The organism is Roseovarius sp. YIN77 (assembly GCF_057219155.1).
Map to the genome: position 1 here is coordinate 1 of NZ_JBXVVI010000015.1, position 25,840 is coordinate 25,840.

The 25,840-nt window shown below is 56.9% G+C and carries 27 protein-coding genes, 2 tRNA genes, 1 pseudogene and 1 riboswitch; of the genes and pseudogenes, 19 read left to right on the forward strand and 11 right to left on the reverse strand.

What is annotated here, in order from left to right:
* Positions 1-121 (forward strand): EF-Tu C-terminal domain-related protein (locus tag AC2D8P_RS12510; RefSeq protein WP_484703008.1); only part of this gene is annotated, 121 nt, incomplete at its 5' end.
* Between the two features lie 53 nt (positions 122-174).
* Here the strand turns inward: AC2D8P_RS12510 and AC2D8P_RS12515 are convergent.
* The 3 genes from AC2D8P_RS12515 to AC2D8P_RS12525 all read right to left on the reverse strand — a co-directional run bounded on the left by AC2D8P_RS12515 (position 175) and on the right by AC2D8P_RS12525 (position 1,085).
* Positions 175-423, reverse strand: coding sequence for a hypothetical protein (locus AC2D8P_RS12515; protein ID WP_484703107.1), 249 nt, complete (start codon positions 421-423; stop codon positions 175-177).
* Positions 424-477: 54 nt separating this feature from the next.
* Complete coding sequence (locus AC2D8P_RS12520) at positions 478-750, reverse strand: hypothetical protein (RefSeq protein ID WP_484703108.1); 273 nt, start codon at positions 748-750, stop codon at positions 478-480.
* A gap of 62 nt (positions 751-812) precedes the next feature.
* Positions 813-1,085, reverse strand: a complete 273-nt coding sequence (locus AC2D8P_RS12525; RefSeq protein ID WP_484703110.1) for a hypothetical protein — start codon at positions 1,083-1,085, stop codon at positions 813-815.
* A gap of 466 nt (positions 1,086-1,551) precedes the next feature.
* Here AC2D8P_RS12525 and AC2D8P_RS12530 point away from each other — a divergent pair.
* A tRNA-Trp gene (locus tag AC2D8P_RS12530) sits at positions 1,552-1,627 on the forward strand.
* Positions 1,628-1,775: 148 nt separating this feature from the next.
* On the opposite strand, the gene AC2D8P_RS12535 is transcribed toward AC2D8P_RS12530, so the two are convergent.
* Positions 1,776-2,642 (reverse strand): hypothetical protein, encoded by an 867-nt coding sequence (locus AC2D8P_RS12535; RefSeq protein WP_484703111.1) that lies wholly within the window; start codon positions 2,640-2,642, stop codon positions 1,776-1,778.
* A 121-nt stretch (positions 2,643-2,763) separates the two neighbouring features.
* On the opposite strand from AC2D8P_RS12535, the gene miaB reads away from it, so the two are divergent.
* On the forward strand, positions 2,764-4,083 hold the full coding sequence (miaB, locus tag AC2D8P_RS12540; RefSeq protein ID WP_484703113.1) for a tRNA (N6-isopentenyl adenosine(37)-C2)-methylthiotransferase MiaB: 1,320 nt from the start codon (positions 2,764-2,766) through the stop codon (positions 4,081-4,083).
* A gap of 60 nt (positions 4,084-4,143) precedes the next feature.
* On the opposite strand, the gene AC2D8P_RS12545 is transcribed toward miaB, so the two are convergent.
* The 3 genes from AC2D8P_RS12545 to AC2D8P_RS12555 all read right to left on the reverse strand — a co-directional run bounded on the left by AC2D8P_RS12545 (position 4,144) and on the right by AC2D8P_RS12555 (position 5,747).
* A complete protein-coding gene (locus tag AC2D8P_RS12545) occupies positions 4,144-4,506 on the reverse strand; it encodes a hypothetical protein (RefSeq protein ID WP_484703114.1) in 363 nt (120 codons plus the stop codon).
* Between the two features lie 75 nt (positions 4,507-4,581).
* On the reverse strand, positions 4,582-5,121 hold the full coding sequence (locus AC2D8P_RS12550; protein ID WP_484703115.1) for a hypothetical protein: 540 nt from the start codon (positions 5,119-5,121) through the stop codon (positions 4,582-4,584).
* Positions 5,122-5,165: 44 nt separating this feature from the next.
* The gene (locus AC2D8P_RS12555) at positions 5,166-5,747 is read right to left on the reverse strand and encodes a hypothetical protein (protein WP_484703116.1); all 582 of its coding nucleotides are present in this window, start codon (positions 5,745-5,747) and stop codon (positions 5,166-5,168) included.
* Positions 5,748-6,012: 265 nt separating this feature from the next.
* On the opposite strand from AC2D8P_RS12555, the gene AC2D8P_RS12560 reads away from it, so the two are divergent.
* The 8 genes from AC2D8P_RS12560 to aroA all read left to right on the forward strand — a co-directional run bounded on the left by AC2D8P_RS12560 (position 6,013) and on the right by aroA (position 14,910).
* Positions 6,013-7,041 (forward strand): PhoH family protein, encoded by a 1,029-nt coding sequence (locus AC2D8P_RS12560; RefSeq protein WP_484703117.1) that lies wholly within the window; start codon positions 6,013-6,015, stop codon positions 7,039-7,041.
* An 88-nt stretch (positions 7,042-7,129) separates the two neighbouring features.
* Positions 7,130-7,633, forward strand: coding sequence for an rRNA maturation RNase YbeY (ybeY, locus tag AC2D8P_RS12565; protein WP_484703118.1), 504 nt, complete (start codon positions 7,130-7,132; stop codon positions 7,631-7,633).
* 42 nt (positions 7,634-7,675) lie between these two features.
* Positions 7,676-8,548 (forward strand): hemolysin family protein, encoded by an 873-nt coding sequence (locus tag AC2D8P_RS12570; RefSeq protein WP_484703119.1) that lies wholly within the window; start codon positions 7,676-7,678, stop codon positions 8,546-8,548.
* Between the two features lie 3 nt (positions 8,549-8,551).
* Positions 8,552-10,069 carry an apolipoprotein N-acyltransferase gene (gene lnt / locus AC2D8P_RS12575; RefSeq protein WP_484703121.1) on the forward strand — a complete coding sequence of 506 codons (1,518 nt, stop codon included), beginning with the start codon at positions 8,552-8,554 and terminating at the stop codon, positions 10,067-10,069.
* A 34-nt stretch (positions 10,070-10,103) separates the two neighbouring features.
* Positions 10,104-10,153, forward strand: a riboswitch (SAM-SAH riboswitch).
* Positions 10,154-10,158: 5 nt separating this feature from the next.
* Complete coding sequence (metK, locus tag AC2D8P_RS12580) at positions 10,159-11,340, forward strand: methionine adenosyltransferase (RefSeq protein WP_484703123.1); 1,182 nt, start codon at positions 10,159-10,161, stop codon at positions 11,338-11,340.
* A complete protein-coding gene (locus tag AC2D8P_RS12585; RefSeq protein ID WP_484703124.1) occupies positions 11,337-12,479 on the forward strand; it encodes an MFS transporter in 1,143 nt (380 codons plus the stop codon). The genes metK and AC2D8P_RS12585 overlap by 4 nt, the downstream gene beginning before the upstream one ends.
* Before the next feature lie 196 nt (positions 12,480-12,675).
* Complete coding sequence (trmB, locus tag AC2D8P_RS12590) at positions 12,676-13,389, forward strand: tRNA (guanosine(46)-N7)-methyltransferase TrmB (RefSeq protein WP_484703125.1); 714 nt, start codon at positions 12,676-12,678, stop codon at positions 13,387-13,389.
* Positions 13,390-13,560: 171 nt separating this feature from the next.
* Positions 13,561-14,910: a 3-phosphoshikimate 1-carboxyvinyltransferase gene (gene aroA / locus AC2D8P_RS12595; RefSeq protein ID WP_484703126.1), complete on the forward strand. Its 1,350-nt coding sequence runs from the start codon at positions 13,561-13,563 to the stop codon at positions 14,908-14,910.
* On the opposite strand, the gene AC2D8P_RS12600 is transcribed toward aroA, so the two are convergent.
* Entirely contained in the window at positions 14,891-15,787 is an 897-nt protein-coding gene (locus AC2D8P_RS12600; protein WP_484703127.1) for a LysR substrate-binding domain-containing protein, read from the reverse strand. The genes aroA and AC2D8P_RS12600 overlap by 20 nt on opposite strands.
* 133 nt (positions 15,788-15,920) lie before the next feature.
* On the opposite strand from AC2D8P_RS12600, the gene AC2D8P_RS12605 reads away from it, so the two are divergent.
* The 3 genes and pseudogenes from AC2D8P_RS12605 (at position 15,921) to AC2D8P_RS12615 (ending at position 18,616) form a co-directional block, all read left to right on the forward strand.
* Positions 15,921-16,922, forward strand: a complete 1,002-nt coding sequence (locus AC2D8P_RS12605) for a phytanoyl-CoA dioxygenase family protein (protein ID WP_484703129.1) — start codon at positions 15,921-15,923, stop codon at positions 16,920-16,922.
* 42 nt (positions 16,923-16,964) lie between these two features.
* Positions 16,965-17,924, forward strand: a pseudogene (locus AC2D8P_RS12610) (NAD(P)-dependent oxidoreductase); the annotation flags it as partial.
* 86 nt (positions 17,925-18,010) lie between these two features.
* A complete protein-coding gene (locus AC2D8P_RS12615) occupies positions 18,011-18,616 on the forward strand; it encodes a (d)CMP kinase (RefSeq protein WP_484703131.1) in 606 nt (201 codons plus the stop codon).
* Between the two features lie 16 nt (positions 18,617-18,632).
* Here AC2D8P_RS12615 and AC2D8P_RS12620 read toward each other — a convergent pair whose 3' ends face one another.
* The 3 genes from AC2D8P_RS12620 to AC2D8P_RS12630 are packed head-to-tail and all read right to left on the reverse strand — an operon-like array spanning position 18,633 to position 20,535.
* Entirely contained in the window at positions 18,633-19,109 is a 477-nt protein-coding gene (locus AC2D8P_RS12620) for a DUF2948 family protein (RefSeq protein WP_484703132.1), read from the reverse strand.
* Between the two features lie 2 nt (positions 19,110-19,111).
* Complete coding sequence (murA, locus tag AC2D8P_RS12625; protein ID WP_484703133.1) at positions 19,112-20,377, reverse strand: UDP-N-acetylglucosamine 1-carboxyvinyltransferase; 1,266 nt, start codon at positions 20,375-20,377, stop codon at positions 19,112-19,114.
* On the reverse strand, positions 20,377-20,535 hold the full coding sequence (locus tag AC2D8P_RS12630; protein ID WP_484703135.1) for a hypothetical protein: 159 nt from the start codon (positions 20,533-20,535) through the stop codon (positions 20,377-20,379). Before AC2D8P_RS12630 ends, murA begins: the two co-directional genes overlap by 1 nt.
* A gap of 108 nt (positions 20,536-20,643) precedes the next feature.
* On the opposite strand from AC2D8P_RS12630, the gene AC2D8P_RS12635 reads away from it, so the two are divergent.
* The 5 genes from AC2D8P_RS12635 (at position 20,644) to AC2D8P_RS12655 (ending at position 25,828) form a co-directional block, all read left to right on the forward strand.
* Positions 20,644-20,718: transfer RNA gene (locus tag AC2D8P_RS12635), tRNA-Thr, on the forward strand.
* Positions 20,719-21,239: 521 nt separating this feature from the next.
* Positions 21,240-21,920, forward strand: coding sequence for a hypothetical protein (locus AC2D8P_RS12640; RefSeq protein ID WP_484703137.1), 681 nt, complete (start codon positions 21,240-21,242; stop codon positions 21,918-21,920).
* A 318-nt stretch (positions 21,921-22,238) separates the two neighbouring features.
* A complete protein-coding gene (locus AC2D8P_RS12645; RefSeq protein WP_484703138.1) occupies positions 22,239-23,597 on the forward strand; it encodes a type II and III secretion system protein family protein in 1,359 nt (452 codons plus the stop codon).
* Positions 23,598-23,602: 5 nt separating this feature from the next.
* Positions 23,603-24,259, forward strand: coding sequence for an OmpA family protein (locus AC2D8P_RS12650; RefSeq protein ID WP_484703140.1), 657 nt, complete (start codon positions 23,603-23,605; stop codon positions 24,257-24,259).
* A 318-nt stretch (positions 24,260-24,577) separates the two neighbouring features.
* Positions 24,578-25,828, forward strand: a complete 1,251-nt coding sequence (locus AC2D8P_RS12655) for a CpaE/TadZ family protein (protein ID WP_484703141.1) — start codon at positions 24,578-24,580, stop codon at positions 25,826-25,828.
* Positions 25,829-25,840 lie beyond the last annotated feature (12 nt).

Genomic DNA, 25,840 nt, shown 5'->3' on the forward strand with positions numbered 1-25,840 from the left:
CAACCTGAAGTTCGACGTCGAACTGATCGCCCCGATCGCCATGGAAGAAAAACTGCGCTTCGCCATCCGCGAAGGCGGACGCACCGTCGGTTCCGGCGTCGTCTCCAAAATCCACGAGTAATTCTTACCGATACTCAAAAGAAAGGCCGCTCGATTGAGCGGCCTTTTTTGCGTTCAGTGTTTGTAACTGTCCGGGATTAGATAGGCCCTGACACGCTGACGCGCTTCCCCTTCACCATCGCTGCTGCTGATCAATTGCAAGATGACCAGTTTCTGCTGAACAGACAGTTGAGAAACGTCAACAGAGTCAGAAACGTATCTTTGAATGCGTTTGGTGCTGGATGGCGTATCCACGGGTGAAGCCGCAGCAATACTGCCGATGGCAATCAACAGAGCAGAACTTGTGGCAATAGCTTTCTTCATGTCTCACCTGTCCGGCATGAAAAAGGGGGCCGAGGCCCCCTGATCCCTTCTGCGTTATTTTTCGTCGTTGACGGTGCCGGTGTATTCACCACCAACATTAACGCCGGCATCCAGATAGGCAGCGACGCGGCCTTTCACGCCATTGTCATCACCATGGATGATGCTCAACAAGGTGCTGATCTGGCCATCGCTCAGGCTGTGCACGTCAACACCGGGGGCGACACGTTCGATCTTGGTGGTGTTAACACTGTTGTCCAGGGTCATGGCAGAAGCAGCGCCAGAGAAAGCTGCCAGGGAAATTGCGGTCAATGCGATAAAGCGTTTCATAATATTTATCCTTTCAGAGAGAGATTGAGGAAATGGCAGGGGGACGTGTCCCCCTTGTTGCCTTATTTTTCGTCGTTGACGGTGCCGGTGTATTCACCACCAACATTAACGCCGGCATCCAGATAGGCAGCGACGCGGCCTTTCACGCCATTGTCATCGCCGTGGATGATGTTCAGCAGCGTGTTGATTTGGCCATCGCTCAGGCTGTGCACGTCAACACCGGGGGCGACACGTTCGATCTTGGCTGTGTTCACGGCTGTGTCTTGTGTCATGGCCGATGCGGCACCTGTCAAGGCTGCCAGGGAAATTGCGGTCAGTGCGATAAAGCGTTTCATAATGTTTGTCCTTTCGGTTCGCGTTTGCGTTTGTTGCGTTTGCGCCAGGGAGAGTGGCGCTGTCTTGCTGACACCAAACCAATTGGGGACGATCTGTTCGGGTTTAAATTCACAAATTTGCACACCCGTTTTCACATGGATTTGCCCTTGACGTGAGCAAATCGCACCCTACCCGTCGCGTCGTTCACACGATCGTTGGTTATCTCATTGATTTAGCTTTACTAAAACTTCCCCGCGGTTGTTACATCAGCCTCATTCAGGCGTGAGAATTGTCGGATTTTTCCCGTAGTAAGAGCCCGTTACGCCCCCAACACGAATTTGTGTCGTCACGCCCCTGTGAAGATAAAACCTTGAATGTAACAAACCCGCCCACACACCGGGCAATCGGGCGCGCAAAATCCGCACCCCAATCGCAAAACCGCACTTGAATTCGCCTCGCAGGTGGCGTAATCGGACACCCGGCCTTAGGGGTATAGCTCAGCTGGTAGAGCGACGGTCTCCAAAACCGTAGGTCGCGGGTTCGAACCCTGCTGCCCCTGCCATTTTCCACCACTGCCGGCCCATGGGACTTTCCCACAATTCCTTTTGGCAAAAATACTCCCGCCGGAGGCCACCAGAGGAGGCGCCCGGCAGGGCAACGACGAGATCAGGGAAATGCGCCGCAGGCGCTCCGCCAGGAAACAGCGCGGCTCAAAACCACTGACCCGGCTCCATCAGACCTAAATCCAGCAATTGCCGGGAATGCCATTCAAAGGGCACCGAATTGTGCCATCTGAATGTATCGATCTCAAACCGCGACTCGGGGTTGGACCTAAGCGCCTTGGCGGCGCGAAAGGAACAGATCGTGGCGGTCAGATTGTGATGCCATGGGCAGGCATAGGTATTGTATTCCTCATCCGAAAACCGGTGATCAGGTAACAACGTCAAATCCGGCTTGGCCCGGAACAGCGCCACCCGGTCGATCCGGCGCTTGGCCTGAGGCACATGTTCCTCAAACCGCCAGCGCAGCCCGCCAAAGAAATCCAGCTGCCGATCCTTGGGGTGGTTGTGCCTATCCGGGTCCGGGCGCGCCAGCGCATAATACCCCGCCCGATCCAGATGTGCGGTGTCGCGCGACACGGCATTGGGGTGATCGGTCAGATCGCTGGCATAGAGGTCAACAATATAAGTCAGCATCGCCTCGCGCCGTTCCTCCGTATGAAAAGCCAGCAACTCTCCCACTGTCCGGCTCTCCATAAACGGATAGAACAGGTATTCGGCGTTATAGCAGTAGAAACACCACTGCCCGCCCACCATGGCACCAATTCGGTTCACCGCGTCCACGACAGCATTGTCAGCAAAGACATCGTAGTGGATCGGGATCACCTGCTGTGGCCAGTCAGGATCAAAACGGAACCCCTTTGGCGCCAACACCAGCACCGCGTCAAATCCCAGATCGCAATGATGGCGAATGGTACTGTCGACCTCGACCCGGTCCTCGACAAAGATCATCGCCACCGGCCCCTCGGGCAAGGTGGCCACACCCTTTGCCAAAAACTGATCCAGACTGTCGTACACTGCCCGCCCCTCAAGCCATTTCCCGCAAACTCGGCTAAATCCCGACCCATTGCAAGCGTTGCAGATCGGGCTCAAACCCTGTAGGACGCCGCCTTGAACTGATCAACCGGAACCGCGCGCCATGACCGACCCCAAAAAGCTTTATATCAAGACATATGGCTGTCAGATGAACGTCTACGATTCTGAACGGATGGCAGAGGCGTTGGGCGGTGAGGGTTACGTGCAGACGGAAACCCCCGATGACGCGGATATGATCCTGCTCAATACCTGCCACATCCGCGAAAAGGCGGCAGAGAAGATCTATTCCGAACTGGGCCGGTATAAAGGGCTGAAATCCGACAATCCCGACTTGAAGATCGGCGTTGCAGGCTGCGTGGCACAGGCAGAGGGCGAGGAGATCATGCGCCGCCAGCCGATGGTCGATCTGGTCGTCGGCCCGCAAACTTATCATCGCCTGCCCGATCTGATGGCCAAGGTGAAATTGGGTGAAAAGGCGCTCGATACCGATTTCCCTGAGGAAGACAAATTCGACCACCTGAAATCGCGGCCAAAGGCCAAGCGCGGCCCAACGGCATTTCTGACGGTGCAGGAAGGTTGCGATAAATTCTGCGCCTTCTGCGTCGTGCCCTATACTCGGGGGGCAGAGGTATCCCGCCCTGTCGATCGTATCCTGACCGAGGCCCGCGATCTGGTCGAACGTGGCGTGCGCGAAATCACTCTGTTGGGTCAGAACGTCAACGCCTATCACGGTGCCGGGCCGGATGGCGACTGGTCACTGGCCCGCCTGATCTGGGGGCTGAATGAGATTGACGGGCTTGCGCGCATCCGCTTCACCACCTCTCACCCCAATGACATGAGCGATGATCTGATCGCCGCCCATGGCGAATGCGAAAAACTGATGCCCTACCTGCACCTGCCGGTGCAATCCGGGTCGGACAAGATCCTGAAACGGATGAACCGCAGCCACACGGCAGAAAGCTACATCCGCATTATCGAACGCATCCGCGCGGCACGGCCCGATATCCTGATCTCTGGCGATTTCATCGTCGGCTTCCCGGAAGAAACAGAAGAGGACTTTCAGGACACGATGAACCTGATCCGCGAGGTCCGCTATGGTCAGGCCTTCAGCTTCAAATACTCCACCCGCCCCGGCACCCCGGCGGCAGAACGCCCACTGGTCGATGAGGCAGAGGCGTCAGATCGGCTCTACCGCCTGCAAGCCCTGATCACCCAGCAACAGCGCGAGATTCAGGACGAAATGGTCGGTCGAGAACTGCCCGTGCTGTTTGAAAAACCCGGCCGTGATCCGGGCCAGATGTCCGGCAAATCCGGCTACCTGCACGCCGTGCATGTTTCAGATGCCGACGTGGCCGTGGGGGATATCCGGCAGGTGCGGGTGACCGAGAGCCTGGCGAATTCGCTGATGGGGGTTTTGGTTTAGGGGCTTAGCGGCTGGTGACTACTTAGAACTCATTGCACATCAATGAGAGTGTTTGTTTTACTATTTCAACGCGCGAATCCGATAATCAGATAGTACGCCCTTATGTTCTGCCGTCCACTGTGGTGAGATATATTCACCAGAAGCCGCCAGAGTTAAAATCCGCAAACGTTGCCTATAGCCAAACCGCATCTCGCCGCTAGAAATTTCATAAGCACTATCAAATTCATGGTTTCGACCGCAAATCGAAAGCATCCCAGAACCACTATCGATTCTAAACTCTTCTATAGTTTGAAAAGTATCTGAGCTTCCTGCGGGGCGTTTCTCCCAAAAACCTCGAATATCTCCTGCACATGCCGTGGCAGTGCTGGCAGACCCGATCGCCAACAATATAGTTAAAAGCAGCTTTCCCTTAAATTTTAACATATCGAAACTCCGCAAACATGCGTTGACGATTGCCTTAGATTCACATGATTCCGAGGCTAAAGAATTCGCAATTGGTTACTCTCTGAGTGCCACCAGACGATAGGAAAATCCACGGGATGTATCCACCCACTCTTTGATGTTATATTTGGTCAACCGATACTTGACCCACCACCCCTCTGAAGTGCTGAGATATGTGAAGATATTCCCTCTGCGCGTCAATTCAGTTGTAATCATCCGCTGCCCTTGCCCCTCGTTGATTACATCGAATTCGCAAGAACCAATCACTCGCTCACAGCGGTATGGATCAAAATGCCTCGTTGGCGTGTTGTCTAGGTAGTTTCGCCGTGTCAGAAGGCCTTGGCTGTTATGAAATTCGGTCCAAGCCTTTTCTGCCTTTCCGTCGACAACATTCCAGCGTTCCCACACATGTTCAGTCCCTCTTGAGCCACGGTACACGTAGATGAACGATGACCCGTCGTTTGCGCGGTACTGCGCTTGAAGGCCGATGGGCATTTGATCGAAGCGTTTACCGACTGTTTCTGACAAGGCCGCACTGGATTGAAGGTACAATATGGCAATAGCAATACAGGATATCTTTGACAGTTTTGAATTCATGTCTAACCTCTACAAAAATCTAACAAATTGCCATCCCCGTTTTTTTATCGGAGCCGGGTGAGCACAGATCGTATCTCCACCCCTCGTTCTGATGTTACCTCTTCATACACAGTCAATCCCAAGTCAGGAGACCAGAAACTTACACTTTCACCATCATACTTGTGCCCGTTGATCCCATCCACTTTGGAATAGATCACGATCACCTCCAATTCACCAAACTGCGTGTTCATCCGAGCTTTTCCACGCACCGTCATTCTGTGACGCCAATGGGCAGAGCCATCAGCCCGCCGACGATTGAACGTCACCTGGTTTCCAGAACGAAGTGGAAACATGCGATTGTACTTAGCTTCTTCTATCGGGTGAGTGGTGCGATTGCAGTGAGAAAGACATCCCGGAAAGATTGTCCGGGTGTCGTTTGAAAGTACAATTTCATCGCCGCGCACACGTCCTTGCCAAGTCGAAACATTACCTTCGAAAAATTCACGCTGATATGAGATGCGCTTGCCCTCAGATGGCCCGGCAGTTGCTACTCCTGCAGAGGTAACACAAAGCGAAATCGCAACTACTACCCCCAAATTTAAAAACTTCTTTTTCAATCTAGCCTCCAAAATATTATCTTGGGTCATTCTTTTTCACTTGTCCAATCGTAGCGCCATGAACAGTGAATTGTATAGAAAGAGCATAGTGTGCCAAACGGACAATCACATTATGCCCTCTCCGCTTGCACCGAATTCATTCATATAATTCTAGCCAACACTTAAAAGCACACCGAGCAAATCCAGCCCTTCCCCACCCCATCTAGTCACAAAATCCGCTCATCCCACAAAGTCTGCTTGCGCCCGGCCCATTCCCTTGGCACCATCACCCTACACCTGATTGTTGGAGTCATTTTTGGGTAACAACGCATCGACCCCCGTATTGCAACCGGATGAATTGCCGGAAACGCATCTTGAATTTCCTGACAACCGCCTTCTGATCGACCTCTGTGGGGAGTTCGACAAGAACCTCGCCCATATCGAATCGACCCTTGGCGTGCAGATCATCCGGCGCGGCAATCAGCTCGCCGTGATTGGCGAGGATGGCGCGCGGGATAAGGCCGCCGATGTGTTACAGGCGCTCTACACCCGTCTGGAATCGGGCCGTCAGATAGAGGCCGGCGATATTGACGGCGAAATTCGCATGGGCGCATCCGCAACTGACACCGGCACCCGCGCCGGCGATCAGCTGGAAATGTTCCAGGGCGGCCGGGTCGAGGTCCGCACCCGCAAGAAAACCGTCGAACCCCGAACAGAGGCGCAGAAAGCCTATGTGCGGTCCCTGATGAACCACGAACTGGCCTTTGGCATCGGCCCCGCAGGCACCGGCAAGACCTATCTGGCCGTGGCCGTCGGCGTCAGCATGTTTATCGAGGGCCACGTGGACAAGATCATCCTGTCGCGCCCAGCGGTGGAGGCGGGCGAACGTTTGGGGTTCCTGCCCGGGGATATGAAGGACAAGGTCGATCCCTATATGCAGCCCTTGTATGACGCGCTCAGCGATTTTCTGCCCGGTAAGCAGGTCGCAAAACTGATCGAAGAAAAACGGATCGAGATCGCGCCCTTGGCCTTCATGCGCGGGCGCACGCTGGCCAATGCCTTTGTGGTGCTGGATGAGGCCCAAAACGCCACAACCATGCAGATGAAAATGTTCCTGACCCGTCTGGGCGAGGGATCGCGGATGGTGATCACCGGCGACCGAACCCAGGTCGACCTGCCCCGTGGCGTCCAATCCGGCCTGCGCGACGCTGAACGCCTGCTGGCCCATATCGACAATATCTCGTTCAACTATTTCACGTCCAAAGATGTCGTCCGGCATCCGCTGGTGGCGAAGATTATCGAGGCCTATGACGCAGACAGCGAAAAGGCGCAGGCGGAGAGGTAGCTGGGCCGGGCACTTCCACCCCGATGGGCGGGGCAGCCCGGGCAGTCTCCTTCTTTCCCTTGTGGCGCCCCCCTGCTAAACCCGCGCCATGACAGTTGACACACTCATCGAAGACCCCCGCTGGGACGATCTTGACCTCGACACCCTTGCGGATCGGGCAGCGCAGGCGGCTTTGGCCGAATTGGGCCTAAACCCCGAGGTGTTCGAACTGTGCCTGATGGGCTGTTATGACGCGCGGATTGCTGAACTAAACGCCGATTTCCGGGGCAAACCGCAGCCCACAAATGTGCTGTCGTGGCCGTCAGAGGAACGCGCAGCGGAAACGCCGGGACAAACCCCGCCCCTGCCAGAGCCAGACTCAACCGGTCTGCCCGTAGAACTCGGTGATATTGCCATTGCCTATGAAACCTGCGCCCGTGAGGCCAAGGAAGCCGGCAAGCCCATGGCCGATCACGTGACCCATCTGATCGTCCACGGCACCCTGCATTTACTGGGTTATGATCACATAGAGGACACAGATGCCGCCTTAATGGAGGGGTTAGAGGTAAAAATACTTGGCAAACTGGGCATTTCGGACCCATATGGAGGATGATCGGCGGTAGCCCTGCCGATTTATTTGATTTGGAAAGGACCAATGGGCGACACAACCGACGGATCGTCTGGCGCAGCGCAACGCGCGCAGGAAGACGACGACAGTTTTGAACAGGGATTTTTCAGCCGGATTTTTGGTGCCCTGACTTCAAATGATACTGGCAGCTCTGATGAAGAGGCGGACACCGCCCCCTCCCCCCGGAAAATTCAGGCCCATGGCATTCTGAACCTGCGCCGTATGCGCGTGGGCGACGTGGCCGTGCCGAATGTTGAAATCGTCTCGGTTGCCGATGACATCGACCGCGATGAACTGGTGCGGGTTTTCCGCGACAGCGGCCTGACGCGGCTGCCGGTCTATACGGGAACACTCGATGACCCGATCGGGCTGATCCACCTAAAGGATTTTGCCCTGAAACACGGGTTCAACGGAAACGGCAATGGCGGGTTTTCTGTGGCCGATATGATTCGCCCTCTGCTCTACGCCCCCCCATCAATGCAGGTCGGCGTTCTGCTGCAAAAAATGCAGAGCGAACGCATCCATATGGCCCTCGTCATTGATGAATATGGCGGGGTAGAGGGCCTGGTGACGCTCGAAGATCTGATCGAAACCGTGATCGGAGAGATCGAGGACGAACACGATCTGGACGAGGGTCAGTATTGGACACTGGAAAAGACCGGCAGCTATCTGGCAGAAGCCAAAACCCCGCTGGAGGATTTCGAGGAAGAAACCGGCCTGAACCTGTCAGAGGATCTGGATGATGACGAGATCGACACCTTGGGCGGTCTGGTCTTTGTTCTGGTCGGACGGGTCCCCGCCCGTGGCGAAATGATCCGACACCCTTCGGGCGCTGATTTCGAGGTTGTCGATGCCGATGCCCGCCGGATCAAACGCCTGCGGGTGTATCTGGGCGCCTAGCAGATGGGTCAGGCCCGGGCCTATCTGACCGCGCTTGGCGTTCGGGCGCAGATACTTTTTGCGTTGATGTTGGGGGTCCTTTGTGCATTTGGTCAGGCCCCGTTTTCACTGTGGTGGCTGACCGTGATCGCATTGGTCGCGCTGGCTACGCTTTTGGACACCGCCCAATCAATCCGACGCGCCGCATTGATCGGCTGGGCAGCTGGCGTTGGCTATTTCGGCCTGACACTGCATTGGATTGTCGAACCCTTCATGGTCGATGCCGCACGCCACGGCTGGATGGCGCCCTTTGCCCTGATGGCGATTTCTGGGGGGCTCGCGTTGTTTTGGGCGTTGGGTTTCGGTCTGGCACGCTGGTTGGGCGGGGCACGCTGGTCGGCACTGGCGCTGGTCGTGACACTGACCTTCGCCGAGCTGCTGCGCAGCACCATCCTGACAGGCTTTCCCTGGGGTTTGATCGCCTATGTTTGGACGGATACCGCGCCAATGCAGATTGCCAGCCTGATCGGCCCGCACGGGCTGGGCGCGCTGACGCTGCTGCTGACCAGTGGTGTTTACGGGGTCACGGCCCTACCGCGCCCCCGCTCTATCGTCGCTGCCGGGGCAATCGTTGCCCTAATTACGGGCCTGACACTGATCACTCGTCCCGGCGAAGTTACCATGGGTGCCGAACCCGGGCCCGTGATCCGTGTCGTCCAACCCAACGCGCCCCAGCTCCAGAAATGGGATCCCGACTGGATGCCCGTCTTTTTTGGTCGCGCGCTGCAGGCCACTGCCGCCCCCGGCGCACCCGATCTGATCATCTGGCCCGAAACCTCTATCCCTGCCGTCCTGCGCAATGCCGAGTTTCGACTGGCAGAAATGGCAAATGCCGCCCAAGGCACCCCGATCATCGCGGGGATCCAACGTTGGGGGAGCGCAGGATATCACAACAGTCTGGTCCTGATCGGCGAAGACGGCACCGTGGATCAGACCTATGACAAACATCATCTGGTGCCTTTTGGCGAATATATCCCCTTTGGCAACCTGGCCGCGCGTCTGGGTATATCGGCCTTTGCCGCGCAAGAGGGGTTTGGCTATGCCTCGGGTCCCGGGCCACAGCTGCTGACCTTACCCGGTGCTTTGGGCCGGGCCCTGCCCCTGATCTGTTACGAGGCGATCTTTCCACAGGATGTGGCCGCCACACCCGCACGCCCCAATTGGCTCCTGCAGATCACCAATGACGCCTGGTTCGGCGAATTTGCCGGGCCGCAACAGCATCTGGCGCAGGCACAGTTTCGCGCGGTCGAACAGGGGCTGCCCCTGATCCGTGCTGCCAATACCGGCATATCCGCCGTGATTGATCCCATCGGCCGCATTCGGGCCAGCCTGCCGATGGGACAGGCCGGACATATCGACGCAATGCTGCCCCCGGCCCTGCCCCCGACGCTTTACAGTCGCACCAATGATGCGCCAATTTGGGTGTTGCTGATCCTCTGCATGGGGGGAATGGCCGCATTGCGGACCCGATTTAGCGATTGACGCAACCCGCGCGTGCAAGTAACCCGGGCCTGCAGACCTGGCACAACGGCTTCCTGGCGTGGCAGGGTTAATCTTAATGGAGCACCCCCATGGCGCGACAGCACTACACATTTACCTCTGAATCGGTCTCAGAGGGCCACCCTGACAAGGTTTGTGACCGCATTTCCGATGCCGTTCTTGATGCGTTGTTGACAGAAGAGCCCAACGCCCGCGTCGCCTGTGAAACCTTTGCCACAACAAATCGCGTGGTTATCGGGGGGGAGGTCGGCCTGAGCGATCAGGACAAGCTGCACGATTACATGGGCCGGATCGACGACATCGTCCGCGATTGCGTCCGCGACATTGGTTACGAGCAAGACAAGTTCCACTGGCAAACGCTTGAGGTGTTGAACTATCTGCACGAACAATCCGCCCATATCGCCCAGGGCGTAACGAGCGAGGGCAACCGGGACGAGGGTGCCGGCGATCAGGGCATCATGTTTGGCTATGCGGTGAATGAAACCCCCGAATTGATGCCTGCCCCGATCCTGTATTCCCACGCCATCCTGCGCCGCCTGGCAGAGGTACGCAAATCCGGCCAGGAACCGGCGCTGGGCCCGGATGCGAAATCGCAGCTGTCGGTGGACTACGCCAATGGTAAACCCGTAGGCGTCAGTTCGATCGTGCTGTCGACCCAGCACCTGGATGAAAGCCTGACATCCGATGACGTGCGCGCCATTGTTGAACCTTACATCCGCGAAACCCTGCCCGATGGCTGGCTGTCCGCGGCAACCGAATGGCACGTCAACCCCACCGGCAAATTCGTCATCGGTGGGCCCGATGGCGACGCGGGCCTGACCGGACGCAAAATCATCGTGGATACCTATGGCGGGGCTGCCCCCCATGGCGGCGGTGCCTTTTCCGGCAAAGACCCCAGCAAGGTCGACCGGTCAGCCGCCTATGCCGCGCGCTATCTGGCGAAAAACATCGTCGCTGCCGGGCTGGCAGAGCGTTGCACATTGCAATTGTCCTACGCCATCGGCGTGGCGCACCCGCTGTCCATCTATGTCGATACCCACGGCACCGGACAGGTGCACGAAGCCGCGATAGAGGCCGCCGTCGCCACCTGCATGGATCTGACCCCCCGCGGCATCCGCGAACATCTGAGCCTGAACCGACCCGTCTATCAACGCACCGCCGCCTACGGCCATTTCGGCCGTGCACCAGAGGCAGATGGCGGCTTCAGTTGGGAGCGCACGGATCTGGCAGAGGCGTTGAAGCAAGCGGTGTGACGGAAACCTCTGGCACCCGTGTCCTGATTGCCACGGCGCTGGTTTGCGCCGTTCTTGGCTCCATCCACGCGTTTTCAGTGTTCCTTGTCCCGCTAGAAACGGCGTTGGGGCAAAGCCGCGCAGCGATCAGCCTGACCTATTCCTTTGCGCTTGTATCCATAACCCTGATGGTCCTGTTTGGGCCTAAGCTCTATGCGGCCATGCAGCCGGGTCGAATTCTTGTTCTGGCCGGGGTCTTCGGTGCAGCCGGGACCGTAATCGCAGGGTTTGCCGACGGAATGTTCGGTATTTGGTTCGGCTACAGCATCTGTTTCGGTCTGGCTAACGGATTGGGATATGGGTTTTCCCTGCAATATGCGGCCCATGCCAATCCCACCCGCCCTGGGGCTGCCATGGGGGTGGTGACTGCGGCCTACGCCTCGGGTGCTGCTGTGGCCCCTGCCATATTCACCCGCGCATTAGATCATTCCGGTTTTCTTGCCGCCATGGTCATTTTGGCAATCGCATTGCTGGTGGCAACACTTGTGGCTGGATGGATCATCGCGCGCGCTGGCGTTGCGTATGCCAAATCCTCAGCCACCGGCACATCGAAATTTTTATCCACCGCATCAATCGCCAAAATCTGGGTCGCCTATGGGGCGGGCGTAGCTGCGGGGTTGATGGCCATCGGCCACGCGGCGGGCATCGCCAATGCCGCGCTGATCACCCCCTGGCACGCCCCGGCGGTTTTGGCGATCTGCAATCTGTTCGGAAGCCTGGCCAGCGGACACATGGTGGACCGTCATTCACACCGGGCGATCCTGACCACGCTTCCCCTGCTCTCCGTTGTCGGGCTCGTGGCACTTGCACTGGCGCCGCCACTGACCCTGCCAGCCCTTGGTCTGATCGGGTTTGCCTATGGCGGCACCATCGCTGCCTATCCGGCGGTAATCAGCAACTGGTTTCCCGGAGCGACCGGCGCGCTGATCTATGGCCGCGTCTTTACCGCTTGGGGCAGTGCTGGGCTGATCGCGCCATGGCTGGCCGGGTATCTCTATGACCAATCGCAAAGCTACGCCGCTGCCTTGTGGATCGCAACGGCCCTTGCTGCCGGATCAGCGGGACTAGCGGTGCGAGTATTGCGGTTCACGGGTGACTGACCTGTCTGCAGCGCACGACCTGACATCGCCAATTTGGTCTCCGGTTCGGATCACCTAAAATAGTTTTGCCGACCAAGAGCACATAATCTCTTAACCTATCCACCCCTGCAATACAGTCGCAATACCGACGTAATACCGACAGTGATTTTTACCCTTCCCGGTTGCCCTGATCGCCCCCCTTCGATAAATGCGCGCCATGACTGACAGTAAGCATCCCTCTGGCGCCCCGTGGCGCAATTTCTATGGCCGGTTCAAGGGCAAGGGCCTGCGCGACAGCCAGCAGGTCTATCTGGATCAGGATCTCGCCGCCCTGTCCCCGGGGGCGGTGGATTGGGATGCGAACCCGGATCGCAATCCAATTGATCTGAAAACTTTTTTTGAAAACAAAGAGGTGTGGCTGGAGATCGGCTTTGGCGGTGGGGAACATATGGTCCATCAGGCCGCCCAGAACCCGGATATCGGGATTATTGGATGCGAGCCCTATATCAACGGCGTCGCCATGCTGTTGGGCAAGATCCGGCAGGCCGAGGTCGATAACATTCGCATCCATCCAGGCGACGTGCGCGATATGTTCGATGTTCTGCCTGATGAATCGATTTCAAGGGCCTTCCTCCTCTACCCCGATCCCTGGCCCAAGAAACGCCACCACCGCCGCAGATTCGTCACGCCCGAACATCTGGAGCCCTTGCATAAAGCCTTGAAACCGGGCGCTATTTTCCGGGTCGCGACGGATATACCGGACTATGTGCGCCAAACCATGGAGGAAGTCCCGCGTCACGGATTTGAATGGCTGGCCAACGGCCCGGCAGACTGGCGCCAACCTTGGGGTGATTGGATTTCCACCCGTTACGAAGAAAAGGCCCTGCGCGAAGGCCGCACGCCGCATTACCTGACCTTTCGCAAGGTCTAGGGGCGCCGCCCCTCGCGATCCTTTCGGATCGCTCAACCCGAGGTATTTTTGGCGAATGGGAGAGGCGGTTTTTCGCGAGGATACGGACGGGTGAAAAACCCGGCCACAAGAGATGGACGCGGCCCGTGTCTTGCGCTAACAGCGTTCCCGAGACCACCGAAGGATAGATATATGTCCGGCCACGGCACCCCAATTCCCATGACCTCCCGCAAATGCGGCCCCCTGTCCGGCGAGGCAGAGGTGCCGGGCGACAAATCGATCAGCCACCGGTCCCTGATCCTGGGCGCGATGGCGATAGGGGAAACCAAAATCACCGGATTGCTGGAAGGCGAGGACGTACTCGACACCGCCAAGGCGATGCGTGCCTTTGGTGCCGAGGTTACCCAGCATGGGCCGGGCGCATGGTCGGTGCATGGCGTGGGTGTTGGTGGCTTTGCCGAGCCTGACACCGTCATCGATTGCGGCAATTCCGGCACCGGCGTGCGCCTGATCATGGGGGCCATGGCCACCTGCCCGATCTCGGTCACGTTCACTGGCGACGCCAGCCTGAACAAACGGCCCATGGGCCGCGTGACGGATCCGATCGCACTTTTCGGGGCGCGGTCGGTGGGGCGCTCTGGCGGACGCTTGCCAATGACAATTGTAGGGGCAGAGGCCCCGGTTCCAGTGACCTACACCGTACCGATGCCATCGGCGCAGGTGAAATCGGCGGTGTTGTTGGCCGGGTTGAATGCGCCCGGACAAACCGTGGTGATCGAAAAGGAACCAACCCGCGATCACACCGAACGGATGCTGGCCGGATTTGGCGCCGAGATTATCACAGAGAATACCGATGAGGGCCTGGTTATCACCCTGACCGGACAGCCGGAGCTGACCCCGCAGACCATCGCCGTGCCTCGTGATCCCAGCTCTGCCGCCTTTCCCGTTTGTGCGGCGGCGATTGTCGAGGGGTCCGAGATCACCGTTCCCGGTGTCAGCCTGAACCCAACCCGCAATGGGCTCTACACCACGCTGATCGACATGGGCGCGGATATCACCTTTGAAAACCAGCGCGAAGAAGGCGGCGAGCCAGTCGCAGACCTTCGGGTGCGCCACGCAGCGCTGCACGGGATCGAGGTCCCGCCAGAGCGCGCTGCAAGCATGATTGATGAATACCCGATCCTGTCCGTCGTTGCGGCCTATGCAAATGGCACCACCGTGATGCGCGGGGTCAAGGAATTGCGGGTCAAGGAATCCGACCGGATCGACGCCATGGCCCGGGGGCTGGAGGCGTGCGGTGTCACCATCGAAGAGGACGAGGACACGCTGATCGTCCATGGGATGGGCCCCGGCGGCGTGCCTGGTGGCGGCACCTGTGCCAGCCACCTGGATCACCGGATCGCCATGTCATTCATGGTGCTGGGCATGGCCGCGAAAAACCCGGTATCGGTTGACGACGGATCACCAATCGCCACATCTTTCCCGATTTTTGAGGGGCTGATGGGTGGGCTGGGTGCACATATCAGCCGCGATAATCGGTAGCCGCAAACCGTTCGCGCAGCCATTCGGTGAATACCGTAACCTCTGGCCGCGTTTCGGCCTGCGTGGGCCGACGCACCAGGTAATGCGATTGCGAAAACGGCAGGGCCCGACCCACCCGTTTGATCCTGCGACCTGCGGCAATGGCCCCGTCGGCATAACGCGCGATCACAGTGGCCACGCCGCCGCCGCTTTCGACCATTTCAAACGCTGCCGCGCTCATGTCGACTGAAATTCCGAAATGATGCGGCTCAAGCTCTACACCATGGTCGGCGAAATAAAGCGCCCACATGTCATCGAAACCCAAAATATGGATCAGTGGATGGTTTAACAGATCACGCGGCGTTCGGATCTGATCGGCAATTTCAGTCGAACAAATCGGAACGATATGTTCATCTGACAGCTTTTCTGCGGCGGTGCCGGGCCAGTTGCCATGGCCCAAGCGCAAATCCACATCCACATCCTGCGTGGGTTCGGAATCACCCCAGTTAATCGAAATCAGGCGAATAGGGATATTTGGGTAGAGGCTGCGAAAGTCTGAAATTTGCGCAGCAAGCCACAGGATGGTTGTGGAAACCGGCACGCGCACAGTTACGGCGCGGGTCATTTCGGGGCCGAACAGGCCCAGCGTGGCATAGTTCAGATCATCCAGCGCTGTGCGCACCGGCAAAAGATAGGCGCGCCCCAGATCGGTCATTTGTAGATTGCGCGGCTTGCGAATGAAAAGCGCTGCCCCCAAACGGGTTTCCAACGCCTTGATATGCTGGCTGACCGCGGTTTGCGTCAGCCCCAGCTCAGACGCGGCCGTGGTGAAGTTTAGATGCCGGGCAGCCGCCTCAAACGTACGAAGCCAGATCAAATTGGGAAGCCGTTGAACCATCCCAGAATCCCCAAATAATTTTGGTCATTAAGGCCAAATTATATTATTTTTCTTTTTGCTCGCAATAGCCGATCATCCGCATATCACCAATACGGGGCCAACTGTTTTTTAGTCCGAACAGCGGGAGGAACTGATGAAAGATGCCACAACCCACGCGCTGAGCGATGACCAGATCAATACCTTCAACCAAACTGGCTTTCTGGCCATTCCAGAGCTTATTGATCCTGCCGATCTGAAAGAGATCGAAGATGAATACGCGGCCCTATTGGATGATCTGGCGGATCGGCTTTATGCCGACGGGAAAATTGCCGACCCGCTAAAGGGTACGCCATTTGGTCAGCGCTACTCTCGTCTGATCGCCGAATATTCTGATCTGCACCGATTCTTCAACGTCTCGCTGCCCTTGCTAAACGACGGGATCGATCCTGACACCTTTCATATGCATGCAGGGCCTGCGGTGTTTCACCTGATGCGCCATCCCAAAATTCTGGATGTGGTGGAATCCATCCTCGGGCCAGAGATCTATTCAAACCCGGTGCAACAGATGCGGATGAAGCCACCGGAACGGCAGGTGCACGGGGATTTGAAAGATCATTCCAATGTCGGGGCCACGACCTGGCATCAGGATATCGTTGCTTTGTTGCCAGAGGCAGATGACACCCAGGTTCTGACGGTTTGGGTCGCGATCACTGAGGCGACAGAGGAAAACGGCTGCCTGACATCTGTACCCGCCTCCCATAGCGAGGGGCCAAAGGTCCATTGCTCAAACCTCGCCCTGGCATCAGAACCACAGGCGCCACACAAGATCATGGCGGATCGCGCCGCTGTTGCCTTGCCCGTCCGGAAGGGCGGCGTGGTGCTGTTTCACAAGATGAATGTGCACCGCGCCCTGCCCAACTTGTCAGACGATCTGCGCTGGAGCGTTGATCTGCGCTACAACCCCACTGGTCAGCCCACCGGGCGCCCGGCCTTTCCGGGTTTTGTCGCCCGCAGCCGCGCCAATCCTGCATCTGAACTGCGCGATGCAGGCCAATGGGCCGCAAACTGGGCGCAGGCCCGAGAAGACATTTTATCCGGTCACTATCAGGGCCGGATTTTCGAAGACACACGGTGGAATGACGCCGCCGTTTGCTAACTTGACCAAAACACCCGGCACACAGCCGGATTATCAGGAGAATACACGTCAATGAAAGTTGGATTTATCGGCCTCGGCAATGTCGGGGGCAAACTGTCAGGATCGCTCTTGCGCAATGGGATCGACCTGACGGTTCATGATCTGAATGCCGATCTGGTTGCAAATTTCGTCGCCCGCGGCGCCAAGGCTGCCGAAAGCCCTGCACAGCTGATGCGCGATTGCGATGCGGTCATCACCTGCCTGCCCTCACCCGCTGCATCAGATGCAGTCATGCAGGAAATGCTGCCAGAAGTGCGCGACGGCAAAATCTGGATGGAAATGTCCACGACCGATGAGGCAGAGGTCAAGCGCCTGGGCGCCATGGTCATCGAACGGGGCGGAGCCGCCGTGGATTGCCCGGTTTCGGGCGGTTGTCACCGCGCTGACACTGGCAATATCGCCATTTTTGCTGGCTGTGATCGGGCGACCTTTGAACGGATTTTGCCATTCTTGAAAACCATGGGCCGGCGCATTCTACACACCGGCGAACTGGGCAGCGCCTCGATCCTGAAAGTCGCAACCAACTATTTGGCAACAGCCAACCTGATTACCTGCTGCGAGGCCCTCGTGACCATGAAAGCCGCAGGCATGGATCTGAACACCACCTATGAGGCGTTCAAGATCAGCTCGGGCACCTCGTTCGTACACGAAACCGAAAGTCAGGTGATCCTGAACGGGTCGCGCGATATCTCTTTCACCATGGATCTGGTGAAAAAAGATATCGGCCTCTTCCAGGAGGTTGCCGATCGCGCTGGCGTGCCCGTGGAAATGAACCCACTGATGATCAAGATCTTTGAAGACGGGATCGCACGTTACGGCGAACGCGAACTGTCACCCAACATCATTCGCAGGCTGGAGGACACAACCGGGCTCAGCATCACCGCCCCCGGCTTCCCCCCGGAAATGGTTGATGATGAACCGGAAGAGCCCGGTTATGAGGTTATCCCGCAGGGACGGGGATAATTTCGCTGCGCCATCTTTGCGCTTTCGAAGCATTTGACATTTCTTGCCCTCCTGCCTAGCGATGATCGCAGGCAGGAGGCAGTATTTTGGCATTCACCATCGCGATTGACGGCCCGGCAGCAGCGGGCAAAGGCACGATATCAAAAGCCGTTGCCGCCCATTTCGGTTATGCCCATCTGGATACCGGGCTTTTGTACCGCGCCGTGGGTCGCAAGGTATTGGATGGCGTCGACCCGGTCGCGGCTGCAAAATCCCTGACGGCCGAGGATCTGGACGCAGGCGACCTACGCACACCTGCCGTTGCCCAGGCAGCCTCCAAAGTTGCAGTGATCTCGGATGTTCGCACGGCACTGGTGGATTTTCAGCGCGCCTTTGCCCGTCGTAACGGTGGCGCAGTGCTGGATGGGCGCGATATTGGCACCGTGATCTGCCCGGAGGCCGAGGCTAAGCTTTTCATCACCGCCAGCGCCGAAGTGCGCGCCGAACGGCGTTACCTGGAACTGTCAGACAAGGGGATGACCATTACCCGTGCAGAGGTCCAGGCCGATGTACGCGAACGCGACGCGCGCGACATGAATCGGGCAGAGGCCCCTTTGAGACCCGCACAGGATGCAACTGTGATTGATACGTCCGATATGTCGACCGGGGCAGCCATTCGGGCGGCAATTCAGGCCGTGAATGCCCAGAAATAGGCCGACCCAACGTGGATTAAATCTCGTGTCCCGGGGCCCGCTTGGATGGCGCGATATAGGGCCGTGTCACATCCTTTAGCGTGACATTCAGGCATTCAACATCCACACCGATCGCCCCGTCACCCGCCAAGGTAAGGATCAGGCGGCCTGTGCCATCTTCGCCCGCCTCAAATTCCAGCGACAGCAGGGACAAAACCGTGTCAGGATCACCCTTTTCAACGCCTTGCGATTGAACCCGCAGCGCATCGTCAAGCACCAACACGGACTGCACCCGCTCATAGGGTCGGCCACGGCGTTCGGCGGCGGTCTGATCTTCCCAACGGAACCGGTTCAGCAGAATGGCAAACCGACGCGCCCCGCGCTGCCATGTCATTTCCGATGCTGGGAACACCGCGTCCTGGATCAGGGTCGAAATGACCGACAAATCCACGACATCCTCGGCTTTCAGCCGCAGCGGGGCGTCACCGCCATCCTCAAAAGTTGCATCTACCATGATCAGTCCTTTACCCGCTCAATATCAGCACCAATCCCGCGCAACTTTGCAACGACATGTTCGTAACCACGATCCAGATGATAGACCCGGCTGACGGTGGTTTCCCCCTCTGCCGCCAGCCCAGCCAATATCAACGATACGGAAGCCCGCAAGTCTGTCGCCATCACCGGCGCGCCTTTGAGTTTCTTCACACCGGTCACTTGGGCGGTGCCGCCATGCACCTCAATCTCGGCCCCCATGCGCACCAGTTCCGGGGCGTGCATGAACCGGTTCTCGAAAATGGTTTCGTGCAGGGTGCTTGTCCCCTCTGCCGTGCACATCAATGCCATGAACTGCGCCTGCAAATCGGTGGGGAAGCCCGGGAAGGGGTCGGTGGTCACATCCACCGCCTTGATCGGCCCGGACATGCGCGACACTTTCAGGCCAGCTTTGGTTTCTTCGATCTCGACACCGGCGGCCTCGACCTTTTGGCAGAAAGTTTCCAACAGATCGCGCCGTCCGCCTATCAATTCGACTTCACCACCCGCGATCGCCGGGGCCAGCATATAAGTGCCCAGTTCGATCCGGTCGGTGACCACCTGATGCGTGGCCCCATGCAGACGATCAACGCCCTGAATCGTTATTGTCGGGGTGCCGTCGCCCTCGATCTGTGCACCCATCGCCCGCAGGCAATCGGCCAGATCAACGATCTCCGGCTCGCGCGCGGCGTTTTTCAAAACCGTTGTGCCCTTGGCGAGCGTTGCCGCCATCAGGATGTTTTCCGTGGCCCCGACAGAGGCAAAAGCCATTTCATAGGTGGCGCCTTTCAGGCCAGAGGCGGCCTTTGCGTGCAGATAGCCATCTTTCAGCTCGATCTTTGCACCCATCGCTTCCAGCCCATGAATATGCAAATCCATCGGTCGCGCCCCGATCGCACAACCACCGGGCAAGGACACAACCGCATGGCCATGGCGGGCCAGCATCGGCCCCAGCACCAGGTTGGACGCCCGCATCTTGCGCACGATATCGTAATCGGCAACGTGATTGTCAGCATTATGGCTGGACAGCGCCAGAACCTTACCATCCTGAAGCGACGACACCTCCGCCCCCAACGATTGCAAGAGCGTCGTCATGGTTTTGATGTCCGACAGGCGCGGTGCGTTTGTCAGGGTCAGGGGCTCCTCGCTCAAAAGCGTTGCAGGCATCAATGTCAGGCAGGCGTTCTTCGCCCCGGCAATCGGCATCTGCCCTGAAAGCGGCCCATTGCCCCGTACACGAATCGAATCCATCAGTTGTCCTGTTCCCGGCTGTCCTCAGCCGCTGCCTGTTGCCGTGCGCGCGACTGTGCCTTGCGCTTGGCCATGTTTGCCTTCAACGCCGCTTTCAACCGGTCTTCGCGGCTTGCGGCGGTCTTCCCGGTCTTTTGGTTTGCGGATTTGTCTTTCATCCGGCCTGTGTAGCGCAGGCCGCAAAAAGGGTCCAGATTGCGCTTGCGTCATCTGAAATTTAAAGCTAATGACCCGCCACGCGACGGGGCCTGCCCCAGACGCACCTGGCCGCAGTAGCTCAGTGGTAGAGCGCACCCTTGGTAAGGGTGAGGTCGGGAGTTCAATCCTCCCCTGCGGCACCATCCCCCCAGATTCGGCGCTAGAGTTGTGAAAACTTCACAGCCAGTTTTTGTCAACTTTGTGGCAGGGTTTCCAACTTGGGAAACAGTTTCGTATTTTGCACCACGACTGTTCCGTGCCATTCGGGCAGGAATGTGATCATTTCAGGCCCGGCATAGGTCAGGTTGATGGCAAACTTGTTTTAACATTTTGATTTTATTTACTAAATTTTGATTAACATCTCCCCTCACCTTCAGGACATGGCGAAAAGGACAAGTCACCACCCAATGCGTGTCGGGGGCATAAAGTTTGCAATTCAAGTTTATTAACGAGTGAGAAAGTTATGAAAATCAAGCTGACATCATCTCGGGGGCATAAATCTAAATTCGGTCGTCTTGGCACCGGTTCCGCACACGTCATTGGTGCGGGCCTCGTTGCGGTTCTTATTGGCGTCGTTGCACCGTCGTCGGCGCAAGCGGCGCAAACCTTCACACTCTTTTCAGGGCCAAATGACCTATGTGGTGTGGGCACGCCCAGCCGTGGATTGGCGGCAAAACTGCGCAACCACTCAAAATTCGCAGCAATTGTGGGTTACACGCAGGCAGAATGCCCCGAACTGGCGGCCCTTTTGACTGATATCCCCGTCAACGACGCCTCTAATAATACGCGCAGGGCTGAACGCGACGGTCGGGGTTCAAGCAACCTTGCCCAGGCATCAAACGGTTCCAGAAACGCCCAGCGCTCTGACGAGGGTCAATCCGGCGGGTCTGATTCCCAGTCCGAAAACAACCAGGGTTCATCGCAAGGTGGTGATCAATCTGGCCAATCCGGCACATCCGGCGGCACCAGCAATACTGGTGACAATGGAAACACCGGCAGCGGCTCGGGTGGATCAGGCACGTCAAACAATAACGGCTCTAATGGCAACAACGGCAATAACAGCTCCAACGGTTCCAACGGTTCCAACGGTTCCAACGGTTCCAACGGTTCCAACGGTTCCAACGGGAACAATGGCTCTAATGGGAACAATGGCAATAGCGGCAACAATGGTTCGAATGGAAATAACGGGAATAATGGTTCCAATGGCAACAACGGGAGCAACACCGGCGGCTCCAACGGCAATAATGGCAGCAACGGCACCGATCGCGGAAATAACGGCGGCGGCGACGGCAGCGAAGGAGGCAACAGCCCGGCGCAAAGCGGCAATGCCAACAACGATGAGTAATGAAATTACGGCGAGCCAGACTCTCCGGGCCGCCCCAAGACATTGATATGTGATATTTAAGAACCAAACCATTGGATAAAACCGGCCTCTCCGTCTCAAAATATTGAAACGGAGGGGCCATTTCCCTAGCGGCAACCGCAGCATCTAGGTGGTTGATCAAATTGAACAACCAATCCTTGAGTGGTGTTGCGAGTTATCCACAAAAAAGATCATAGTGGCTGGCTTGATTGTTGCAAAAATCCGCCGGTTGCTTCATCTTTCATTAAAAATGGCGGACAATTGCTACATCTTAACGTGATCACAGAGAGGCAGGGTCACATGTTATATAAAAACGTATTCAAGGCAGCCCTTTTAGGACTAGCCGTAATTTTTGCGTCACCTCCCCAGGTGAATGCAGAAACGCTTCAGGTGATGCGGGGCGAGCCCTCTTCATCGTTGAAGGTTTCTATGAATCGCGCGGTTGTCGTTGAAAGCGACACGCCCTTTGGTGAACTTTCGATCGCCAACCCGGGTATCGCTGATATTTCAACCCTTTCCGACCGGACTATATATGTTCTGGGCAAAACCCCGGGGCGTACGACATTGACACTTTTGACGCCCGAGGGGCGCCTGATCACCAATGTCGACGTGCAGGTCACGCCCGATGTTGCAGAATTCAAAGAACGCCTGCAGCAAATCCTCCCCGGTGAACGCATAGAAGTGCGCACCGCGAATGACGGGATCGTTCTGTCCGGTATCGTTTCCAGCCTGGTCCGCCTGGACCGCGCCCTGGATCTGGCCGAACGCTACGCCCCCGGTCGTGTGTCCAACCTGATGAATGTCGGTGGCAACCACCAGGTGATGCTGGAGGTTAAGTTTGCTGAGGTGAGCCGCAGAGTTTCAAAGAATTTGGGAATGAATTTCTCTCTCACAGATAGTGGACAACCGAACCTTGAAGCATCTTCCAACTTTGTTGGCGAAAATGCCGAAGGGGGAATTCTATCCGGCATCTTAAGTATCGGCAGCCTCGAACTGGATCTTCTCCTGAATGCTTTGGAAGACAAAGGGCTATCCAGAACATTGGCTGAGCCGAATCTCACTGCATTGTCTGGACAAACGGCTAGCTTCCTCGCAGGTGACGAATTCCCTGTCCCCGTTGTTGAGGATGACGGGATTACGATTGAATTCAAGCCAGTCGGTGTTGGATTGAGCTTTATCCCCGTTGTCGTAGGCGGCGATCAGATCAATCTCGAGATCAGTGCTGAGGTCAGTTCCCCAAGCGATCAATCATTTTCAATTAGCGGATCGACATTCTTCGCGTTCAACACGAACCGCGTGGAAACCACAGTTGAACTGAGAGATGGCGAAAGCTTTGCTGTGGCGGGCCTGTTGCGGGATAACTTCTCTGATGGCATTACTCAAGTTCCTTGGTTAGGCGACATACCAATATTGGGCGCCTTGTTCCGCAGCACCAGCTATCAGCGCGAACAGTCCGAACTGGTGATTATCATCACGGCACATCTTGTGACACCAACACGCGGCGAAGCGTTGGCATTGCCAACTGACCGAGTGCGCCCACCGTCGGAAGCTGAATTGTTCCTGTTTGGTAAAGCTGCGAGCAGAGGTGCACCAAGTGGTGCAGCAGGTGAAGTCGCAAGACAAGACTTCTCCGGTTCTTATGGCTACGTAATGGAGTGATGGATATGAAAACGACACTCAAAACCTTCGTGGTCATTCTCGGCTCCACCGCCTTACTGACCGCATGCGCCCCACATACAATCGGTAAGTTCTACACCGAGGCGGGTAGCGAAATCGACAGCGGCCACTTCGGCAATTCGACGCTGAACAACAAACTGATCCAAACCGGGCAGTTGCAATATGCAATCGCTCTAGCCGAACGATTTGCAGCCGAAGTCCCAGACACGATCAATTTTGATTTTGACAGCTCTGTTCTGGATGCCGAAGCAAAGCGCGCCTTGGATCAACAGGCCAACTGGATCGCCCAATTCCCAGAAGTCCGCTTCCGCGTCTTCGGGCACACTGATCTTGTCGGCTCTAACGCTTATAACCAGTCGCTGGGTCTGCGCCGTGCACAGTCCGCCGTGAACTATTTGGTTAGCCGCGGCATCAACCGTGGCCGGCTTGAAGCTCTCAGTTCCTTGGGTGAAACACAGCCTCTCATCCAAACCCAGGATCGCGAGCGTCGCAATCGCCGTACAATGACTGAAGTGTCTGGATTTGTGCAGAACAATCCGATCATTCTGAACGGAAAATATGCTCAAGTCATCCATCGCGAATGGGTTGTCAGTGCGACTGCATCACGGACGGTTGAATCAGCCGATTCAGGTGGTGATGAATAATAGCCTCAAATTGAAATAACGATTGTTTCGGGCGCGGGACGGTGTGAAAAACTCATACCGTCCCGCGCCCGAAACCTTTAAGGCACTGTTTTATAACGGCCTTTCATCACACCCCTCCCCTACACACAATTGTCTCAAATGAACGAATAATTACGTTTTTTTGGCCCTAATGTTGCCAAACTTGCGGTTCATTTTTTCCACTTGGGAGCAGTGCGTGAAGGATTCGCGCATGGGCGACGGCATGATGGACCCGTGAAACAGGCAATACGGATCATCCTCCACACAGGCTGCCGCCCTTCATGAGAAGGACGTAAGGGAATGACCAGCAATGCAGCGCTACAGGCCGAGCCAGCACCGATCGTGGCATGTACGGTTTCACGGGATGTACAGAATTTTGATCTGTTGATCGATGACATGGAAAGCGAACTTGGCGAAAGCTGGGGCGATTTGGGATTTGAGGATGCGAAAGCCTTTCTGTCTCAGCCAGAGGCCGAGCAACTGGAATTCATCGCCATTGCCATCGACAGCCAGGACGAAGAACACATTTCCGAAATCGGTGATCTGATCTCCGCCGCCAATGGCAAAAACATCGCCGTGGTTCTGATTGCCGAAGAGGTCAGCCCAATATCCCTGCACCAGTTATTGCGCATGGGCGCTGCGGAATTTGTCCCCTATCCGCTGCCCGAAGGCGAATTGCACAATGCCATCGACCGGATGCGCAACAAGGCGCAGATGGCAGCCGATATGCAACAACACGTCGCCAATACCGCTCATCCCGGTGGCGGAAACAAACATGGTGTCACTCTTCCGGTACACGGTCTTGCAGGTGGAACCGGCGCCTCGACGCTGGCCGTCAATCTAGCCTGGGAGCTGGCAAATCTGACCAAAGAGGACGCCCCTACCGTTTGCCTGCTGGATCTCGATCTGCAATTCGGTACTGCATCGACCTATCTGGATCTGCCCCGCAAAGAGATCGTTTATGAGATCCTGACGGATTTGCAATCTCTGGATGGGGAAAGCTTCACCCAGGCTATGCAGCTCTTCAACGAAAAACTGCATGTCTTCACCGCGCCCTCAGAAATCCTGCCGCTGGACATCATCACACCTGAAGATGTGGAAAGACTCCTGGATGTGGCAAGCTCTCATTTTGACTATGTGGTTGTGGATATGCCCTCCACGCTGGTCGCCTGGACGGAAGTTGTTCTGCACCGGGCCCATGTCTATCTGGCCACGATGGAACTGGATATGCGGTCGGCCCAGAACACCTTGCGCATGATCCGCGCGCTCAAGGCCGAAGAGCTGCCCGTTGCCAAGCTGCGCTACATTTTGAACCGCGCACCGAAATTCACCGACCTGTCGGGGAAAAGCCGCGTGAAACGCTTGTCAGAAAGCCTGGACATTCACGTTGAAATCCAGATGCCCGATGGCGGCAAAGCCGTGTCAGAGTCCGGCGATCACGGGCTTCCTCTGGCGGAAAACGCTGCCAAAAACCCCCTTCGCAAAGAAATCCAGAAACTGGCCGCCTCGGTTCATGAGGTCAGCCAAGCCGCCGAAACAGCCGGCCAGTAACAGGTAACTCAT

Bases quoted from the DNA above. Each gene is read 5' to 3' on its own strand.
- AC2D8P_RS12515 (WP_484703107.1), bottom strand. From the start codon at position 423: ATGAAGAAAGCTATTGCCACAAGTTCTGCTCTGTTGATTGCCATCGGC.
- AC2D8P_RS12520 (WP_484703108.1), bottom strand. From the start codon at position 750: ATGAAACGCTTTATCGCATTGACCGCAATTTCCCTGGCAGCTTTCTCT.
- AC2D8P_RS12525 (WP_484703110.1), bottom strand. From the start codon at position 1,085: ATGAAACGCTTTATCGCACTGACCGCAATTTCCCTGGCAGCCTTGACA.
- miaB (WP_484703113.1), top strand. From the start codon at position 2,764: ATGACCGACCCCAAAAAGCTTTATATCAAGACATATGGCTGTCAGATG.
- AC2D8P_RS12545 (WP_484703114.1), bottom strand. From the start codon at position 4,506: ATGTTAAAATTTAAGGGAAAGCTGCTTTTAACTATATTGTTGGCGATC.
- AC2D8P_RS12550 (WP_484703115.1), bottom strand. From the start codon at position 5,121: ATGAATTCAAAACTGTCAAAGATATCCTGTATTGCTATTGCCATATTG.
- AC2D8P_RS12555 (WP_484703116.1), bottom strand. From the start codon at position 5,747: ATGACCCAAGATAATATTTTGGAGGCTAGATTGAAAAAGAAGTTTTTA.
- ybeY (WP_484703118.1), top strand. From the start codon at position 7,130: ATGACAGTTGACACACTCATCGAAGACCCCCGCTGGGACGATCTTGAC.
- AC2D8P_RS12570 (WP_484703119.1), top strand. From the start codon at position 7,676: ATGGGCGACACAACCGACGGATCGTCTGGCGCAGCGCAACGCGCGCAG.
- lnt (WP_484703121.1), top strand. From the start codon at position 8,552: ATGGGTCAGGCCCGGGCCTATCTGACCGCGCTTGGCGTTCGGGCGCAG.
- metK (WP_484703123.1), top strand. From the start codon at position 10,159: ATGGCGCGACAGCACTACACATTTACCTCTGAATCGGTCTCAGAGGGC.
- trmB (WP_484703125.1), top strand. From the start codon at position 12,676: ATGACTGACAGTAAGCATCCCTCTGGCGCCCCGTGGCGCAATTTCTAT.
- aroA (WP_484703126.1), top strand. From the start codon at position 13,561: ATGTCCGGCCACGGCACCCCAATTCCCATGACCTCCCGCAAATGCGGC.
- AC2D8P_RS12600 (WP_484703127.1), bottom strand. From the start codon at position 15,787: ATGGTTCAACGGCTTCCCAATTTGATCTGGCTTCGTACGTTTGAGGCG.
- AC2D8P_RS12605 (WP_484703129.1), top strand. From the start codon at position 15,921: ATGAAAGATGCCACAACCCACGCGCTGAGCGATGACCAGATCAATACC.
- AC2D8P_RS12620 (WP_484703132.1), bottom strand. From the start codon at position 19,109: ATGGTAGATGCAACTTTTGAGGATGGCGGTGACGCCCCGCTGCGGCTG.
- murA (WP_484703133.1), bottom strand. From the start codon at position 20,377: ATGGATTCGATTCGTGTACGGGGCAATGGGCCGCTTTCAGGGCAGATG.
- AC2D8P_RS12630 (WP_484703135.1), bottom strand. From the start codon at position 20,535: ATGAAAGACAAATCCGCAAACCAAAAGACCGGGAAGACCGCCGCAAGC.
- AC2D8P_RS12645 (WP_484703138.1), top strand. From the start codon at position 22,239: ATGTTATATAAAAACGTATTCAAGGCAGCCCTTTTAGGACTAGCCGTA.
- AC2D8P_RS12650 (WP_484703140.1), top strand. From the start codon at position 23,603: ATGAAAACGACACTCAAAACCTTCGTGGTCATTCTCGGCTCCACCGCC.
- AC2D8P_RS12655 (WP_484703141.1), top strand. From the start codon at position 24,578: ATGACCAGCAATGCAGCGCTACAGGCCGAGCCAGCACCGATCGTGGCA.